We start from the raw sequence: 17,180 nt of genomic DNA on the forward strand, positions 1-17,180 counted from the left end.
TTTATGAGGATTTGTGCTCTGGGAGACTCCATATTTGAAGGCTATTTAGTTGGTGGAAAGTCTTTAATTTATTATTTATCGGGAAAAGGTTATGATATTGACAATTATAGTGTCAATGGTTTTACAACAGATGAACTTTTATATCTTATAAATAAGTCAATGAGTTATGATATATATTTAGTTCATATAGGTCTCAATGATTTTTTTAATGGTAGATCTCTTGAATATGTACTAAATAATATATACAAAATTATTGAAAAATTGAAAACCTTGGGAGGAAGGATTTTTATAATAAGCCCCTATCCTACGTCATTTAAAAATTTAGACGAAGCCTATGAAAGTTTTATTAATTTTAGTTCAGTAAATAAGAAAATAGAAAATCTGGACAAAATTTTAAAAAAGAAGGCTAAAGATTTTAAAGTTATTTCCTTTTTTGATTATGCTAAAGAAAATTACATAGAAGAGGATTTAATTGATGGGATTCACCCAAATACAAATCTAAATAAAAGGCTATCAAGTCTTGTAGAGGAAAAATTAAATGGATATATTTGATGCTTTAAGCAAAAAAATTGGATATAGAAAATTTTCAAAAAGAGAGAAGATTTTATTATTAATTTTTATTTTATTGTTTTTAGAATTTTTATTTTATAATTTTCTGATAAAAAGGGAAGCACAAAAAGTATCTGAAGTTAATTTTAACAAAAATGTTGAAGTTGAAAAACCTATTTATAAATATAATGGACTTTCAGATTTTTCCAATGAAAACTTAGATAAAATTGCTTCTGAAAATAATTTAAGCAGAGATAATTTTACCAAGGAAGGGCAAACAGATATTGAGACCCTTTTAATTTCTGGGAAGGTCAATAATAGTGAAATCAAAAAAATTTCTGCTTTCACAAATTATTATGGGTATTCAACTATTGAACTAAATAGGGATGATGAAAATTCTTTTTCCTATAGATTAAAAGCGGAAAAACCATCTAAAGCAATTTATTATTCAGATCTAAAAGGAGCTTATTTTAATGGGAGTGAAAAAGACAAAAAAATAGAAGATCAAATTAAAGGGGAAGAAATTAATCCTAAAAAAGTAGGAGAAAGTGTAAAAGCAGACCAATTAAAAAACACTAAAGTGGCTATGATAAAAAATTCTAAATTAGAAGACATTAGTAAAGAGAATAAAAATATTGACAATAAAATTAAGAGCAAAGAAGTTTCTTCCGCAGATATTAATATAAATTCAAAACCTGAGAGGGATAAATCAAAATATATTAATCCAATTTTATTTGATGATTTTGAAAATAAAATTAAAAAAAATAAAGAATACAAATTCATTGTTGAGGATAATGTGAATACAACTTATCATAGCGAGTCGGGCATTACATCATTTTATATAAATTCGGAAAGCATAGGCGATATTGTTAAACTTGGAGTAGAAAAGCACTGTGACGGAATTTCTCTTTCACTATTTTTCCCCTATGATTCCTGCAAGGAAATTGGAATTATAAATATTTCAGGGGAACAAATCCCCTTTACAGGAGAGATATGTCAAGCTGAGTGGTTTAGAATTAATTTATTTGCATACGATATTAACTATATTTATTTTTTGCCACAAAATAACGAGGATTTATTCTTTTTTGTAAAAGATGTTGAGTATGATGAAGAAATCTAGAGGATTTACATTAATTGAGTTAGTGATATGTATTGGGATTTTATCAATTCTTTTATCTATTGCCAATATTAATCTTAATGTTCGCGACAAAATCGAAGCTAAGGAGCAACTCAAGACCATGGCTTTAGATATAAAACAATTGAAGAATTATTCCCAAGTTAATAACTGTAGAACTAGTATAAAAATAAATAATGATGGATACATTCTTAATTTTTTAGGAAAAAGTAGACATGTAAAATTTAACAAATTAGTTAAACTTAAGTCAACAAATGTAAGAGTTATTAATTTTACAACTGAAGGGAAGCCATCTTTTTTAGCTAATAAAAATTCTGCTGGAACTATTAACTATACTATAAATGATAAAAAAACTGTTAAAATAACAATACAACCTGTTACTGGAAAGGTTAGTTACGATGAATTTAAAAACTAAAAATAAGGGTCATTTGATGATCGAAATACTATTTTCTATAGCCATAATAGGACTCATTGCATCAGTAATTATGCCAAATATTATTACTCTTTTAGAAAACCAAAATAATATAAAAGAAAGAGAAGCATTAGTTTATGCTCTTAATTCAAAAATGGAGGAAATAATTGGCGAAGCTTACAATAATAAAGATTTAAATTTGAATTTTGGTAATGCAGATAGTGAAAATGAGGACTTTATTATTAATGTTACAAAAAACAGCGAAGGCAAATTAAATCATGTAATAGTAAGTGGAAAGAGGCATGATACTGATGAAGAAATTAAGTTTGAGGTTTATATCACGAAGGGAGGGTTATTCACTAATTGAAATAGTGCTTTCTATTGCTATCCTTTTAATTATTTCAATGATATTAACTTCTATTCTTGGAGTTTCACAAAAGGCTTTGAATAAAATCTATTTAAACCAAAATGCAAATTCTGAAATGTCTTATGCAATTGAATATATAAAAGATGAAATAGATAGCTGTGATTATTACGCTTTAATCAATGGGAAAATTTATTTTATTAAAAAAATGGGAAACAAGTACAATTACATAAATTATGAGAAAAAAACAAACCAATTATATAGGGTTTCTAATACTGTAAATACATTATTGAATAAAATAGATACATCAAGTGGAATTAAAAATTCTATGACTGGAGAAATAAAGAGTTTTAAAATTTCTGATTGTGGAAATTATTTTAACATTTATTTGGAATATAGAAATAGAGATAAAATAAATTTTAAAGTAGCAAAGAGGATACCAATTTATGAATAGAAAAGGAAAGGGCTATATTTACATTTTTACAATTATTTTAATTTCACTTCTTGCTCTTTTCTTTTATTTTATTTATTCATATATTTCAAATGCATCTTATATAAATTTAAATAGAGTTGAAAAAATTCAATCAAAATATGCAGCGGAATCTCTTTTAAATATAAAGATTTCTGAAAATGATTTTAATGAAGAATTGGGAAATTTCATATTTTCTAATGAAGAATATAGAAATTTAAATTGTGAATTCAAGCCAAAGGATACAGAAGTAAAGAAACTCGAATTAAGAAAAAGAAACTATGTAAATAAAGATGGCATAGATGTAGATTTAGTTGAACTTAAGGCTGATGCAAAATATAAAAATTCCATAGCAGGTGCTAAGATCATGGCGAATTATGTCAACAAAATTTACAAAGAAGAAGATGGAGTTTTAAATTCAGGTAAAGTAAATAAAGATGATTTAGAAAAAATAAGAAATTTCTTTAACGAAAATAATTGGTCCAAGGGAGACAATAGAGTATTAAATCTAGATGGAGATTTTTTCTACGGAATTGAAAAGGGTAAAAAATTCATCTTTGAAGAAGTTGAAGTCTATGATGAAAACCTGAGAGAGAATGTAAAAAAAAGGAAGCCTCTTTATTTGCTAGACAATGTAGATGTTATTATTCAAAAGAGTGGAACTCTAAATATAGAAACAGGCATAAACAATCAAATTTTATTAATAAATAATAAAGTTTTGTTTAATGACAATGCAATATCTGGTATAATTATTTTAAATGATAATGCAGAAATTTTTAATAATTGTAAATTAGAGGGATATTTAATAAATTTATACGATAAAAATTCTGGCATAAGTGTTAAATATAAACCACAAGTCTTCGAAAAATTTGGTTCTGTATTGCCTGAATACATAAAATTTCAGCCAATTTCACTTAACTATTATGATATAGAAGACAATACTTAATATGGAGGAAAATATGATAACAGCAGGAGATTTAAGAAAAGGACTTACATTTGAATGGGACGGAGATGTTTGGGTAGTTCTAGACTTTCAACACGTTAAGCCTGGAAAAGGTGCAGCTTTTGTAAGAAGTAAAATTAAATCTGTACTTACTGGTGGCATTAAAGATACAACTTTTAATCCATCAGAAAAATTTGAAAAAGTTGTAATTGAAAATAAAGAAATGCAATATCTATACTCTGATGGAACATTATATTATTTCATGGATCAAGAAACTTATGAACAAATTCCACTAGAAAAAGATATGGTAGAAGATGCTCTTAACTTTATCAAAGAAAATGATATGGCAACTATTAATTTTTATAAGGGCAAGGCTTTTAGAGTTACACCTCAAAACTTTGTTGAATTAGAAGTAACGGAAACTGAACCAGGTGTCAAAGGCGATACATCAAGTGGTGGATCTAAACCAGCTACTGTTGAAACGGGTTTCACTCTTAATGTACCACTTTTTATTAATACAGGTGACATTATAAGAATTGACACAAGAGATGGCGAATATATGTCTAGAGTTTAATTTGGAGGGAATATGGAATATTTATTAAAGAGAATATCTTATTTACAAGGTCTTTGTGATGGGTACGATTTGGACACAACTACTAATGAAGGGAAAATTATATCTGAACTTGTGGATATTTTAAGTGATGTTATTGATGAAATGAGAGAATCACATGAAGAAATCGAAGATTATGTAGACATTATTGAAGAAGATCTAGCGGATTTAGAGGATTATGTATACGGAAATGAAGATATGGATTTCGATTTATACGATGACGATTTTGACTTTGACGATTTAGAAATCTACGACGAAGACGAAGAAAAAGGCGAAGAAGAATAATTAAATTTTAGAAGGGCGAGGATTTCCTCGTCTTTTTTTAAAATTTTTATAAATAGGAGAAAATATGATTATAAAAGGCGGAAGAGTAATAGATCCTCTTTCAAAAACTGATGAAATTTTAGATATAAAAATTGAAAAGGAAAAGATCATTGATATTAAAAAAAATATTGATACATCAAATATTAGCGAAGAAATAATTGATGCCAGCGGGAAAATTGTAGTTCCCGGATTTATTGACGTTCACGTTCATTTTAGAGATCCTGGTCAAACTTACAAAGAAGATTTAAAAAGCGGAAGTGAAGCAGCAATCGCCGGTGGATTTACCACTGTCATTCAAATGGCTAATACTAGTCCTAAAATCGACAATAAAGAAAGAATTATTGAACATTATAAGAAGGCAAGAGAACTCCCCTTGAAGATTTTTACGGTTTCAGCTCTTACAAAGAATTTTAGCGATGTTGAACTTGTCGATATGGAAGAAAATTATAAAGCAGGTGCCATTGCCTTTACAGATGACGGAATTCCAAATAGAAATTCTAAATTAATTTTAGAAGCCATGGATCGTGCAAAAAAGCTAGGTGCAATAATTTCTTTTCACGAAGAAGATCCAAATTTAATTATTCAAAATGGGATAAATCATTCAGAAGTTTCAGATAAACTAAATATAGAAGGCTCTCCAACTATTGCAGAAACATCTTTTATAGCAAGAGATGTTGCTATGGCAATTTATACTGGTGCAAAGATTTCAATACAGCATATTTCAACAGCTTTAGGAGTAGAACTAGTTAAATTTGGAAAATCTATGGGAGCAAATATTTTTGCAGAAGTAACTCCTCATCACATTGCACTAAAGGACAGTGCAGTTTTAAAATATGGAAGTTTAGCAAAGATGAATCCGCCTCTTAGAAGTGAAAGGGACAGAAAAAGAATAATTGAGGGAATTAAAGAGGGAACAATTGAAATTATAGCAACAGACCATGCACCACATAGCAACGAAGAAAAGGCTTTAGAACTTACCAAGGCACCATCAGGAATAATTGGACTTGAAACTTCTTTTTCAATTTGCTATGAAAATTTAGTTTTAAATAATGAGATAACTCTTATGAAATTAATTGAGTTAATGAGTACAAATCCAGCAAAAATTTATGGATTAGAGGGAGGAGAAATTGCAAAAGCTAAAATAGCTGACATAGCTATTATTGACCTTAACAGTTGCTATAAAATTGAAAAATTTAAATCAAAATCATCAAACACTCCTTTTAAAGATAAAGTTTTAAAGGGAGAAGTTCTTTATACGATTTCTGAAGGAAAAGTTGTGTACAAAAAATAAATATGTCAAAGTAGATACAATGATAAAGATTTTTACTATTTACTTTAAAATTTAAGATGTTTGATATATTATTAAAATAGGGAGGCAGTTATGAGAATTTTTAATTATACATTATTTAATTTTAATAGTATTAAAAACACCTTTAAAAGATTCCCCTTTACTATTATAAGTGCCATGCTTGCTACAGTGTTTTTGATTATATCGACTTTTTATGAAAAAGATGATATGTTTACAAATAGAATGGGAGGCTATGGTTTAGTCTTTGTATTTGGAATTTTTCTTTATACCTTTGTTGGACTTTTTAATGAAGGACTAAGAAATTATTATGACCTAAAAAACTTAAAAACTAATAATTTATTCAGGGTACTTTCCTATATAATAACCTTTCCAATTTTATATGGAGTTTATGAACTTGTTTACAATGAAGCTACAATATTAGCTAATTATAATAATAATTTTATTTATTTTACATTGATTGCAGCACTAGTTGTATCTTCATCCTTTATTGGGAAATTTAGTTACCACAAGGATTATGTAGCTTATGTTGCAAAAATTTTAAAGTCCTTTATAATATCAAATATTTACAGCTTTATTGTATTTATTGGTGTAAGCGGAATTATATTTGCATTAAATAGTTTATTTAAATTTAATTTTCAGTCCTTAGTTTATTTTAGAGTGGCAATTTTTTCTTTTATATTATTTAATGTTGTAACCTTTTTTTCTGATTTTCCAAAAGTTAGAGATTCTTTCACAGATTATAAATATCCTAAAGCTTTTAAAATTTTATTAGTTTATATAATTGCACCGATTGTAATTATTTATACAGCAATTTTACTTGCGTATTTTGTAAAAATTTTAGTGCTTTGGCAAATTCCTAATAATTTAATCGTAAATTTAGTTATTTGGTTTGCAAGTTTTTCAATAGTATATTTATTTTTCTTGTCTAGAGTGGATTCGATAAAAATTATTAACAAATTTAAAATTATTTTTCCTTTCACACTTTTCCCATTATTGGGAATGATGTTTTTTGCAATTTATTTGAGAATTAATGAATATGGAATAACGGAAAACAGATATATTGTTATAGCGATAGGAATTTGGGTTTTTCTTTCTCTCATTTATTACATTTTGTATAGAGAAAATTCAAATATAACTATACCGATATTTTTATCTGTAATAATTTTAATTACGGGAATAGGACCTGCATCTGCACCAAGCCTTAGCGTAAGATCTCAAAAATCAAGATTCGAAAAACTTTTAAAAGACAATAAAATGATTGCAGGAGAAGAAATTAAGCCTAATTTAAATATTGAAAGTGATGCGAAAAACCAAATAGTAGGTATAGTTAGCTATATGGCAAAAACTGATAGAGTGTCTGAACTAAAATATATACCTAAGGATTTTAAGCTAAATGAAGATAGTTTTACAAAATTATTTGGCTTCAGTAATATTATCGAAGACAAAAATTATCTCGGTTATTCTTATACAGATAATTTTCCAAAGGACAATGAACTTAAATTTAATATAGACATTGAAGGTTACAAAAATTTAATTTTTGTATATTCGCTTGATGATGTTGTTACATCTGGAGATTATAAATTTGAAAAAACTAAAAGAGAAATAAAAATTTATAAAAAATCAGGTGAAGATTATAAAGATATTATTACAATTGATTTGGCAAAATTAAAAGACAACCTAAAAGTTTTGAGAAATACAAAAGACAAAATAGAGTTAGAAGATTTGGCAATGGAAAAAGATGGGTATAAAATTTTATTTACAAATATCTATTTTCCAAAAGAAGATAATTTAGAAGATGCCTATATTGAATTTTATCTTTTAACAAAATAAGGAGTGATTATTTGTACTATATAAATTTTGAAAATGATGTCTTTATTAAAGAAGAAATTGATTTAAGCCCAGTTTCAGATATTTTAAAAATTTATTTAAATAAATGTGATTCCTATCAGATTAAAGTTTTAAAAGAAGATAAAAAATCAAAAAAATTAGTTGAAGAATTTGCGGTTTACTCTGATGAAGATGGATATGAATATATTTTTCAGGGGATAATTGATGAAGACTTTAAAAAAATGATTTTAGATAATTTAATTGGAGATGTTGCTCTCAACTTTATGGGAATAAGTCTTTATAATGATGGGATTTTAAAATTAGAAATCATAAATTATGGTAGCGAAGTCTACATCTATGGTTTTGATGAAAAATCTGTAGTTGAATTTTCCGAAAAACTTGAAAAAATTTATGGAATTAAGGATTTAAATGTATACATGGATGAGAGTGAGGAAGATGATGGTGATGGACATGACCATCACGAAGATAAACACAGTTGCAATTGCAAAGATGATAATGAAAATTCTTGCGATTGCAATGGGAATTGCTCTAAATAAAGTAAAAAAGAGTCTATCGAAGTGAACTAACCTTCTAAGTTGGTTTTTAGGTCCAATTTTTGGGTCAGTTCAAAGGATGGCTCTTTTTTATTAAAAATTATGAAAGTTCTTCTGATATTGCAGAACTAATTTTAGGAAGAAGTTGTTTTTTCCTTGAAAGAAGTCCTTCAGATAAAAATTTGTCGCCAATTAATTCTTTTTCAAATTTTCTTGCAATTGCCTCTTTAAAACTTCCCACAAGGATTACCTCAGAAATCTCTTTAAATATATCCGTTATCATTAAAACAAAAGTATCTGTATCAGATGTTTCTACAAAGTGTTCCATTGCTTCTTTTAATTCCCTTTCCACAGAAGTCGTACTTTCCAAATCCATAGTAAAAATTTGGCAAACTCTTACATTTATGCCTTCAATAGAAAAGTTTTTAACGTCAGATTTTAAAAGTTCATCTGGTTTTCTCCCTTCGAGGCTTGTGCCTGCTTTGAACATTTCCATTGCAAATTCATCTACATCAATTGCTGCAATTTTTTTCATTTTATTTAGCACATATCTATCTGTGTCAGTAGATGTAGGAGATCTAAATAAAAGTGTATCAGAAATTATAGCTGCGCAAAGAAGACCAGCAACTTCACGAGAAGGCTTTATTCCATTTTCAAAAAACATTTTTGAAATAATTGTTGCAGTTGATCCAACAGGTTCATTTCTAAAATAAATTGGAGAATTTGTAGAAATATTGGCAATTCTGTGGTGATCTACGATTTGCACTATTTCTGCAGAATCTATATCATCAATGGATTGATTTCTTTCGTTGTGGTCAACTAAAATTATTTTTTTCTTTAAATTTGAAATCAAGTGGTAACGGGAAATATTTCCAATTACTTTATTTTTATTGTCGAGAACGGGATAGGATCTAAATCTCGATTGTGCCATTTTTTCACGGACTTCGTCAATTAAATCATCCTTGTGAAATACAACTAGATCATTTTTTGTCATCACATATTCAATGGGAACGGATTGTGGTAAAATTCTCGCAACCATAAAAGTTGAAAGCCCAGTAGAAATTACTGCAACATTATTTTCCTTTGCAAGTTCTAAAAGTTTATCGTCAAGCTTACTTGAAATTGTAAGAATTAAAAGAGAGACGCCCTTTTTAATTACAGCTTCTTGGTCTTTTACATCGTCGCCAACAATTACTATATCATTTTCATTTATCAAATCTTGATTTTTTATAGCTTTAACAGCCATTTTACCTGATAACTTTCTTGGATTTTTTGGTAGATAAAGGACTTTACCCTTGAGTACATCTAAAATATTTTCAAAGCTTGTGTTACTCCTACCAATTATAGAGTCGTCCCAAACTTCCATATAAGATGACGCAATATTGGATAAACTTACGATTCCAATGAGGTTATCATCATCGTCTACAACGGGCAAGGAATTGATATTATTTTTTTGAATCAAATCCATTGCCGAAGCCATAGAAAGGCTTGAATCGACACAATAAGCAGCGTCTATTTCAATATCGCGGACTTGCGGTTTAATAGAAGCCTTAAGTCTTGGATTAGGAACGTTAAAATACTTGAGAACAAATTCGGTTTCTTTATTTATATTGCCAAGTCTAATTGCTTCAGCATTTTCACCCAATTTATTTTTTAATTCCGCCAAAGCAATGGCAGAACATATACTATCTGTATCAGGGTTTTTATGTCCTGTTATATAAATTTTATTTTTCATAATTCCTCCAAATTTATTAGCTATTATAACACAAATTTCTTAAATTCTTGTAAAATTATATAACTTTAGGATATAATTTGTTTGTGATACTATGAATATAATAATTATTGGGGCAGGACCTGCTGGGATAGTCGCTGCTATAAATGCAAAAAATGAAAATAACAATGTAATATTAATAGAGAAAAATGATAGAATTGGGAAAAAATTATTGGCAACGGGCAATGGCAGATGTAATTATACTAATTTGAATTTATCGGAAAAAAATTATTCATCTCCAGATTTTGTTAAAGATACTTTAAAGGAATTTAACAATTATGATTTAATAAATTATTTTAAAGTGCTAGGACTTGAATCCACCATTGATGGAAATAGAGTTTATCCAATTACATTGAAGGCAAATTCTGTGTTAAATATTTTAATGTATTGGCTTAATAAAAAGAAGATTGATATTAGGACAAACACAGAAGTTTTAGAAATAAAAAAAGATAAAAAAGGTTTTGAAGTAGTTACAAATGAGGGGGTTTTAAAATCAAAGGTAGTTATAGCAGCCTTTGGTGCTAAATCAATGCCTGCAAGTGGTTCTGATGGAAGAAGTTTTGAAATTTTAAAAGAACTAGGGTTAAAAATAACTGAATTAAAGCCAGCACTTACTCAATTAAAATTAGAATCAAAATATTTAAAGCATCTTAAGGGAACAAAAGTAATTGGGAAGGTAAAATTATTTGAAAAGGATAAAAAAGTCGACGAGAGATTTGGAGAAATTTTATTTACAGATTATGGAATAAGTGGACCACCAATTTTAGATTTGTCAGTAAATATTTCTAAAGACAATTTTATTGAAGTGCCAATTATAAATAATGTTGATGAGAAAACAATTGAGATGCTTTATAGTAGATATTATATGTTTCCAGATTTTTCTCTCGAAGAGTACTTAATGGGAATAGTCGATAAAAAATTTATTCACTATATAATTGACTCTTTAAATTTAGACAAAAAAATTGCAATGAATATGATTTCTATGTCAGATTTTGAAAAGATCCTAGAAATTTTATTAAAGTCAAGGTTTAAGGTACTTGGAACTATGGGTTTTAAAAATTCTCAAGTTACAAGAGGCGGAGTTGATTTAAGTGAGGTAAACTCTTATAATTACTCCTGTAAAAAGATTGAGGATTTATATATTATAGGTGAAGCACTAAATATTGATGGAGATTGCGGTGGTTATAATTTGCAATTTGCATTTTCTTGTGGATATCGACTTGGAAGGATACTTAGTGAAAAATAATTTGCAATAGAAATAGATTCAGATTAAAATAATTTTTGTGAATAAGATTAATTTTAATGATTCAAATAGACTTGGAGGAAAAATGTTTTACTTACAGAAAAAATTAAAGGAATATGGAAATATTTCTGTTGGAATTGTTGGCTCAGGAATAATGGGCACTTCACTATTCACTTTGTTAAGTCAAAATGAAAATTTTTATCCCATAGTTTTTTCATCAAGAAATAAAGTAACACTAAAAGCTGCAATAGATTCAGCAAATATAGATAAGGGTGATTATGCCTTTACAGATGATTTGGAAGAAGCAAGGAGTCTTTTAAAAGAAAAAAAATATATTGCTACAACAAATAATCTAATAGCATCAACTCTTGTAGACTGCATAGTTGATTGTACTGGAGATACTGAGGCCGGTACGAGGTTATCTATTTCTGCAATAGAAAATAATGTGGACATAGTTAGTCTTAATGTTGAGATGGATGCAACAGTCGGACCAATCTTAAAGGTAATGGCAGATAAAAAGGGAATAATTTATTCGGGAACAAAGGGTGACGAGCCTGGTGCTATTGTAGAGATTTATGAATTTGCAAAAAATTGTGGATTTGAAATTTTAGTTCTTGGAAAGGGGAAAAATAATGAATTAAACAATTATGCAACTCCAGATAGTTTAAGGGATTCTGCAAATAAAAGAGGAATAAGCCCAAGAATGCTAACTTCTTTTGTCGATGGGACTAATACAATGATTGAACTTAATGCAGTATGCAATGCTCTTGGATTTATTCCAGACATTAGGGGTTGTCATTTTGTAGACACAAGCCCTAAAAAAATTGCAGATGATTATAAACTAAAAGAAGATGGCGGAATTTTAAATTCCTATGGTGTTGTAGATTTTGCAACTGGGATAGCTCCTGGTGTATTTGCTGTAGTAAAACCAAAATCTAATATTATAGATAAAGAAATGAAATATCTTTCCATGGGCGAAGGTCCAAATTATACAATATATAGGCCTTATCATTTGACTAGTATTGAAACAATAATTTCTATCATTAAAGCGGTGGTATTGAGAGATGCATCTATTGCTCCAATGGGAGAACCCTATGCAGAAACCGTAGCAGTGGCTAAAAGAGATATAAAAAAAGGCGAAAAGCTTGATTCTATTGGTGGAGAAATGATTTTTGGAACTTTGGAAACAAAAAAAGATCAATTAGAAGGAAACCACGTGCCAATTGGTATTGTAACAGAGGGTGCTTGTGCTAAGAGAGATGTAAAAAAGGGAAGCCTAGTTACTTATGATGATATATCTTTAAATGAAGATTCAGAAATTGTAAAACTTAGAAAAATACAAGACAAGTATTTTAAAAAGTAAACAAAGATGATATAATATTTAAAATAGGTGATAAAATGAGAATAACACAAGAGACAGATTATGCCTTTAGAATTGTAAGATATCTGGCTGAAAATGAAGGAAATGTAATTGGAGCACCTCAAATTGCTGAGAACGAAGGTGTTACTAAAAGATTTACTCTGAGAATTTTGAGAAAATTAAATTTGGCTGGAATTACTGATGCAAAAAGAGGTTCTAAGGGTGGCTATTATTTAAAAAAACCAAAAGAAGACATAACATTATACGACATACTTATTGCGATAGATGGACCTATTGTGATTAATAGGTGTTTACAAGAAGATAGTTTTTGCAGCAAAAATAAATCTGGTAATGTAGGAAATTGCAAATTTCACGGTACACTTGCAAAGATTCAATCCAATATTATTAAAATGTTTGAGAATGAAACAATAGACAATTTTATATAAGCTTTGATGAGGACGGTAAATCCTAAAAACTAAGAGAGCAGTTGTTTGGTGCGAAACTGTGTTTTGAAAATTTATAGATCACCTCGGAGCTCAAAGGTCAAAAACCTTTGCGTATTTGCGTTAAAAATTAAGTGATAGTTACCTATAATTAGGGTGGTACCGCGGCTAGTTCGTCCCTTCTCGTTTGAGAGGGGACTTTTTTATAAAATTTAGGAAGAATAAGGAGTTTTAGATGAAAAATTTTAAAGAATTATCTAAGGATAAGGTTAGTGTAAGGGAAGAAGAAATCTCAAAATTTTGGGATGAAATAGATCTTTTACACAAATCTGTGGAATCTAGAAAAGATGGAGAGAATTATATTTTTTATGAGGGTCCTCCAACGGCTAATGGCAAGCCAGGCATACATCATGTAATGGCGAGAACTTTAAAGGACTTAACTTGTAGATATCACACAATGCTAGGATATAAAGTTAAAAGAAAAGCTGGTTGGGATACACATGGTCTTCCAGTTGAAATTGAAGTTGAAAAAAAGCTTGGACTTCATAATAAACAAGATATTGAATCCTATGGAGTTGAAAATTTTAATAAAAAATGTAGAGAATCTGTATTTGAATATGAAAAAGAATGGAGAATTCTTACTAGAAGAATGGGTTATCTAATAGATTTAGATCATCCATATATTACACTTGAAAACAACTATATTGAATCAGTTTGGCATATTTTAGACAAGATGTTTAAAGAAGGACTAATCTATGAAGGACATAAAATTGTTCCCTATTGCCCAAGATGTGGAACGGGACTTGCGTCCCACGAAGTTGCACAAGGTTATGAAGAAATAAAAACCACTACTGCAACTTGTAAATTCAAATTAAAGGGCAAGGATAATGAATATTTCTTGGCATGGACAACTACACCATGGACACTTCCATCTAATGTAGCCCTTGCTGTTAATCCAAAAGTTTTATATATAAAAGTAAAACATTCTGACGGAAATATTTATTATGTGGCAAAACAACTTGCAAAAACAGTTTTTAAAGATGATGAATATGAAGTAATAGAAGAATACATCGGTAAAGATTTAGAGTTTATAGAATATGAACAACTTCTTGATTTTTTAAAACCAGATAAAAAAGCATTTTATGTAATTTGCGCTGACTATGTAACTACTGAAGATGGTACAGGTATTGTTCATATTGCACCTGCTTTTGGTGAAGATGACTATCAAACTGCAAGAAAATATGATCTTCCAATGCTAAAACCAGTGGACGAAGAAGGAAAGTTCACTGATACGCCTTGGAAGGGTCAATTTGTAATAGATGCTGATCATGATGTGCTTCATTATCTAATGGATAAGGGATTAATGTTCTCAAAGCAAAAAGTAGTTCATAATTATCCACACTGCTGGAGATGTCATACTCCATTAATTTATTATGCACACCCATCTTGGCACATTGAAGTTACAAAATTTAAGGATAAATTAATTGAAAACAACAAGGGCGTTAATTGGTTTCCAGATTTTGTTGGTGAAAAGAGGTTTGGAAATTGGTTAGAAAATCTAAATGATTGGGCAATTTCAAGATCAAGATATTGGGGAACACCACTTCCAATTTGGAGATGTGAATGTGGTCATACAGAATCAGTTGGTTCAATTGAAGATCTTAGAAATAAAGCTGTTGAAGATGTGCCAGAGGACATAGAACTTCATAGACCCTATGTTGATGACATTCATTTAAAATGTCCAAAATGTGGAAAAGAAATGAAAAGAGAACCAGATGTAATCGACGTATGGTTTGACTCAGGAGCAATGCCCTTTGCACAATGGCATTATCCTTTTGAAAATAAAGAAAATTTTGGAGATTTATTTCCAGCAGACTTTATATGCGAAGGAATTGACCAAACTAGAGGTTGGTTCTATTCACTAATTACAATTTCAACTTATATGACTGGTAAAAGTCCATATAAAAATGTACTTGTAAATGATCTTATCCTTGATAAAGAAGGAAAGAAAATGTCAAAATCAAGAGGAAATACTGTAGCTCCTTTTGAATTATTTGATAAATACGGTGCTGATGTTGTAAGATGGTATTTACTTTATGTATCTCCACCTTGGGCTCCAACAAAATTTGATGAAGATGGTCTGCGTGAAATTGAATCAAAATTCTTTAGATCACTTAGAAACACTTATAACTTCTTCAGTCTTTATGCAAATACAGATAATATCGATCCTAGAGAACACAAAGTAAGCTATGAAGATTTAGAAGAAATTGATAAATGGTTGCTTTCAAAATATAATAGGCTTGTAAAAACTGTAAGAGAAGACATGGAAGTATTTGAACTTACAAAAGTTGTTAGAGAAATTCAAGAATTTGTAATAGAAGATGTTTCAAACTGGTACATTAGAAGAAATAGAAGAAGATTCTGGAAGGTAGACAAAGACAACACTAAACTTGCAGTATATAAGACAACTTATGAAGTTTTACTAGGTGTTACAAAACTAATTGCACCAATAGTTCCATTTATATCTGAAGAATTATTTAAGTCACTTACTGATGAAGAGTCTGTACATTTAGTTGATTACCCAACTTATGATGAAAATATGATTAATGACAAAGTAGAAGAAAAAATGGATTTAGTAAGAGATCTTGTAACATTGGGAAGAGCATCTAGAGAAAAAGCAAAGATTAAAGTAAGACAACCACTTTCAGAAGTTATTATTGACGGTAAATATAAAGATATTATTGGAGATTTAACTGATTTAATTAAAGAAGAATTAAATGTTAAAGAGGTAAAATTTGAAGATAATCTTTCAGAATATATGGAATTTGAGCTTAAACCAAACTTTAGAGTTTGTGGAAGCATTTTAGGATCAAAAGTAAAAGACTTTGGCAAGTATTTGAGGGAAACTAATGCAAAAGAACTTCTTTCAAAATTAAATGAAGGAAATGTAAATATTGAAATCGGTGGCGAAGAAACAGAAATCGAGAGAGATTATGTAGAAGTGAAAATCACTGCAAAAGAAGGCTTTGATGTTGTTATGGAAAACAACCTCTTTGTAATCTTAGATACTGAGCTTAACGCCGAACTTCTCAAGGAAGGATATGTAAGAGAATTTATATCAAAAATTCAACAACTTAGAAAGAAAAAGGACTTAGATATTCTGGACAATATTAGGATAACTTATAAATCTGACGCAGAAGTAGAGAAGGCAATAACAGCTGAAGAAGAATTTATTAAGACAGAAACTTTGGCAACTGAAATAGTGAATTCAGATGTAGATGCAGAAGTTGAAAACTTAAATGGTCACGATATAAAAATAGGAATAAAAAGAATATAAATTTAATTTAAAATTATCTAGTAAAAATCAAATGACCTCCTCAATTAGGACTTTAAAAGGACTTGAGGAGGTAAATTTTTTATTAAATCTAAGGAACATCTTTTTACCATATGAAAATTATGTAAAACTATTGACAAAAGTAAAAGTTTCAAATATTATGATTAAAGAATATGAATTGACTAATCAATTTAATTTATATTACATATTTGGAGGTATAAAGTGAGAAAGGAAATTGATAATTTAGAGAAGACAGCTGAAGTTTTAAAAGTAATGGCACATCCAATTAGGCTTAAAATTATTAAAAATCTAATTGACAATGGTCCATGTAATGTTGGATCTTTACAAGAGATATTTAATATTCCTCAACCAACTGTTTCTTCTCATCTTGGAAAATTAAAGAGAGCTGGTGTGTTAAATAGCGATAGAAATGGAACTGAAATTTTTTATAAAGTTGACAATAAATTCATAATATCTCTTGCGAAAATAATATTTGATTAATTCCTATAGAGGAATTTTTTTAATGGAGTTTT

Annotated in this window: 17 protein-coding genes and 1 other annotated feature; of the genes, 16 read left to right on the plus strand and 1 reads right to left on the minus strand. The window is 28.9% G+C overall.

Going from position 1 to position 17,180, the window contains the following annotated elements; translation table 11 throughout:
- The first annotated feature begins 3 nt into the window (after nucleotides 1-3).
- From HKO22_RS03430 to HKO22_RS03480, 11 genes are all read left to right on the plus strand, one after another.
- On the plus strand, nucleotides 4-552 hold the full coding sequence (locus HKO22_RS03430) for an SGNH/GDSL hydrolase family protein (RefSeq protein WP_169968572.1): 549 nt from the start codon (nucleotides 4-6) through the stop codon (nucleotides 550-552).
- Nucleotides 539-1,669 carry a hypothetical protein gene (locus HKO22_RS03435; protein ID WP_169968574.1) on the plus strand — a complete coding sequence of 377 codons (1,131 nt, stop codon included), beginning with the start codon at nucleotides 539-541 and terminating at the stop codon, nucleotides 1,667-1,669. Before HKO22_RS03430 ends, HKO22_RS03435 begins: the two co-directional genes overlap by 14 nt.
- Nucleotides 1,653-2,099 (plus strand): type II secretion system protein, encoded by a 447-nt coding sequence (locus HKO22_RS03440; RefSeq protein ID WP_235932811.1) that lies wholly within the window; start codon nucleotides 1,653-1,655, stop codon nucleotides 2,097-2,099. The genes HKO22_RS03435 and HKO22_RS03440 overlap by 17 nt, the downstream gene beginning before the upstream one ends.
- Nucleotides 2,083-2,463, plus strand: a complete 381-nt coding sequence (locus HKO22_RS03445) for a type II secretion system protein (RefSeq protein WP_075660306.1) — start codon at nucleotides 2,083-2,085, stop codon at nucleotides 2,461-2,463. The genes HKO22_RS03440 and HKO22_RS03445 overlap by 17 nt, the downstream gene beginning before the upstream one ends.
- Nucleotides 2,408-2,914, plus strand: coding sequence for a PulJ/GspJ family protein (locus tag HKO22_RS03450; RefSeq protein ID WP_169968576.1), 507 nt, complete (start codon nucleotides 2,408-2,410; stop codon nucleotides 2,912-2,914). Before HKO22_RS03445 ends, HKO22_RS03450 begins: the two co-directional genes overlap by 56 nt.
- A complete protein-coding gene (locus tag HKO22_RS03455; RefSeq protein WP_169968578.1) occupies nucleotides 2,907-3,875 on the plus strand; it encodes a hypothetical protein in 969 nt (322 codons plus the stop codon). Before HKO22_RS03450 ends, HKO22_RS03455 begins: the two co-directional genes overlap by 8 nt.
- A gap of 13 nt (nucleotides 3,876-3,888) precedes the next feature.
- Nucleotides 3,889-4,446, plus strand: a complete 558-nt coding sequence (efp, locus tag HKO22_RS03460) for an elongation factor P (protein WP_075660309.1) — start codon at nucleotides 3,889-3,891, stop codon at nucleotides 4,444-4,446.
- 12 nt (nucleotides 4,447-4,458) lie between these two features.
- Nucleotides 4,459-4,767 (plus strand): CD1247 N-terminal domain-containing protein, encoded by a 309-nt coding sequence (locus tag HKO22_RS03465; RefSeq protein WP_075660310.1) that lies wholly within the window; start codon nucleotides 4,459-4,461, stop codon nucleotides 4,765-4,767.
- A gap of 64 nt (nucleotides 4,768-4,831) precedes the next feature.
- Nucleotides 4,832-6,097 (plus strand): dihydroorotase, encoded by a 1,266-nt coding sequence (locus tag HKO22_RS03470; protein WP_169968579.1) that lies wholly within the window; start codon nucleotides 4,832-4,834, stop codon nucleotides 6,095-6,097.
- A gap of 90 nt (nucleotides 6,098-6,187) precedes the next feature.
- Complete coding sequence (locus tag HKO22_RS03475; RefSeq protein WP_169968581.1) at nucleotides 6,188-7,945, plus strand: DUF4153 domain-containing protein; 1,758 nt, start codon at nucleotides 6,188-6,190, stop codon at nucleotides 7,943-7,945.
- A gap of 11 nt (nucleotides 7,946-7,956) precedes the next feature.
- A complete protein-coding gene (locus tag HKO22_RS03480) occupies nucleotides 7,957-8,499 on the plus strand; it encodes a hypothetical protein (protein ID WP_169968583.1) in 543 nt (180 codons plus the stop codon).
- A 97-nt stretch (nucleotides 8,500-8,596) separates the two neighbouring features.
- Here HKO22_RS03480 and HKO22_RS03485 read toward each other — a convergent pair whose 3' ends face one another.
- Nucleotides 8,597-10,231 carry a putative manganese-dependent inorganic diphosphatase gene (locus tag HKO22_RS03485; protein WP_075660314.1) on the minus strand — a complete coding sequence of 545 codons (1,635 nt, stop codon included), beginning with the start codon at nucleotides 10,229-10,231 and terminating at the stop codon, nucleotides 8,597-8,599.
- A 91-nt stretch (nucleotides 10,232-10,322) separates the two neighbouring features.
- Between HKO22_RS03485 and HKO22_RS03490 the strand changes: the two genes are divergently transcribed.
- The 5 genes from HKO22_RS03490 to HKO22_RS03510 all read left to right on the plus strand — a co-directional run bounded on the left by HKO22_RS03490 (nucleotide 10,323) and on the right by HKO22_RS03510 (nucleotide 17,148).
- Nucleotides 10,323-11,513, plus strand: coding sequence for an aminoacetone oxidase family FAD-binding enzyme (locus tag HKO22_RS03490; protein WP_075660315.1), 1,191 nt, complete (start codon nucleotides 10,323-10,325; stop codon nucleotides 11,511-11,513).
- 82 nt (nucleotides 11,514-11,595) lie between these two features.
- The gene (locus tag HKO22_RS03495) at nucleotides 11,596-12,873 is read left to right on the plus strand and encodes an NAD(P)H-dependent oxidoreductase (RefSeq protein ID WP_075660316.1); all 1,278 of its coding nucleotides are present in this window, start codon (nucleotides 11,596-11,598) and stop codon (nucleotides 12,871-12,873) included.
- A gap of 35 nt (nucleotides 12,874-12,908) precedes the next feature.
- On the plus strand, nucleotides 12,909-13,316 hold the full coding sequence (locus tag HKO22_RS03500; protein WP_169968585.1) for an RrF2 family transcriptional regulator: 408 nt from the start codon (nucleotides 12,909-12,911) through the stop codon (nucleotides 13,314-13,316).
- Nucleotides 13,311-13,497: a binding site (T-box leader), on the plus strand. (Overlaps the previous gene by 6 nt.)
- Before the next feature lie 51 nt (nucleotides 13,498-13,548).
- Nucleotides 13,549-16,650 carry an isoleucine--tRNA ligase gene (gene ileS, locus HKO22_RS03505; protein ID WP_169968587.1) on the plus strand — a complete coding sequence of 1,034 codons (3,102 nt, stop codon included), beginning with the start codon at nucleotides 13,549-13,551 and terminating at the stop codon, nucleotides 16,648-16,650.
- 219 nt (nucleotides 16,651-16,869) lie between these two features.
- Entirely contained in the window at nucleotides 16,870-17,148 is a 279-nt protein-coding gene (locus tag HKO22_RS03510; RefSeq protein WP_075660320.1) for an ArsR/SmtB family transcription factor, read from the plus strand.
- Nucleotides 17,149-17,180 lie beyond the last annotated feature (32 nt).

Origin of the sequence: Peptoniphilus faecalis (genome assembly GCF_012976305.1) — a bacterium.
Classification (GTDB): Bacteria; Bacillota; Clostridia; order Tissierellales; family Peptoniphilaceae; genus Peptoniphilus_A; species Peptoniphilus_A faecalis.